Annotated in this window: 1 protein-coding gene; it reads right to left on the bottom strand. The window is 63.0% G+C overall.

What is annotated here, in order from left to right:
- Positions 1-1,274, bottom strand: a 1,274-nt coding sequence (locus PQR32_RS42085; RefSeq protein ID WP_459252012.1) for a YadA family autotransporter adhesin, incomplete at both ends; no start/stop codon positions are given.

Here is a 1,274-nt window from a genome sequence, read left to right as displayed (position 1 = left end):
CACCGACACTTCACCACCGGCTGCCGTGGCCGCCGAGATCGCCGTGCCACCGACCGGCGCGAAGCCTGCCGTCGCCAGCATCGTCGAGTTCGCCACCGAGTTCGAACCCAGTGCCACCGAGTTCGCCGTCGTCGCCGAGGCTGCACCACCGATCGCCACTGCGTCCGTACCGGTCGCCGACGAATCCGCCAACGTCGAGTTCGTGTGGAAATACTTGATGCCACCACCGTTGGTGATGTTGTTCACCGTGTTGTTGATGTTCGTGACGTTGCCAGCCAGGTTGTTGACCGTGTTGCTCAGGTTCGACACGTTCTGGTTTGTCGAGTACAACTGCGAACCGTTCACCGCGTCCGTGCTCGTCGCGTTCAGATCGCCGGCCGTCAGGTTGGTGATCTTCGTCGTGCCGCTGGCGCCGTGCAACGTCACGGTGTTCTTCGTGCTGTCGTCATACGCTACCGCGTTGGCCGTGCTGCCTGCCACCGCAGCCTGCAACTGGCTCACGTTCACCGCGTCCGTCGCCGCCGAACCGGCTGCCACGTTCGTGATGCGACGCTCTGCGCCTGCCGAACCCACCGATACTTCGCCTACCGCAGTCGCGCCGGCCAGTGTGCCCGTGCCCGGGTTGTAGGCTGCTGCGGACAGGTTCGCCGTCGTCGTCGAATTCGAACCCAATGCTACCGAGTTCGCTGCCGTCGCCTGCGCGTTGCCGCCGATCGCCACCGCGTTCGTACCCGTCGCCGACGAATCAGCCAGCGTCGAGTTCGTGTGGAAATACTTGATGCCACCACCGTTGGTGATGTTGTTCACCGTGTTGCTGATGTTGGTGACGTTGCCGGCGATGTTGCTGACGTTGTTGCTCAGGTTCGAAACGTTGTTGCTAACGTTGTTGACCTTCGCGTTTTCCGACTGCAGTTGGCTCACGTTCACCGCATCCGTGCCGTTCAGGCCCGCTGCCACGTTCGTGATACGACGCTCTGCACCAGCCTTGCCAACCGACACTTCACCGCCCGCAGCCGTCGCAGCCGAGATCGCCGTGCCACCGACCGGCGCGAAGCCTGCCGTCGCCAGCGTCGTCGAGTTCGCCACCGAGTTCGAACCCAGTGCCACCGAGTTCGCCGTCGTCGCCGAGGCTGCACCACCGATCGCCACTGCGTCCGTACCCGTTGCCGACGAGTCCGCCAACGTCGAGTTCGTGTGGAAATACTTGATGCCGCCACCGTTGGTGATGTTGTTCACCGTGTTGCTGATGTTGGTGACATTGCCCGCGATGTTGC

Origin of the sequence: Paraburkholderia dipogonis (assembly GCF_046027395.1) — a bacterium.
Lineage (GTDB): Bacteria > Pseudomonadota > Gammaproteobacteria > Burkholderiales > Burkholderiaceae > Paraburkholderia > Paraburkholderia dipogonis_A.
This window is presented reverse-complemented; position numbering and strand designations above follow the sequence as displayed.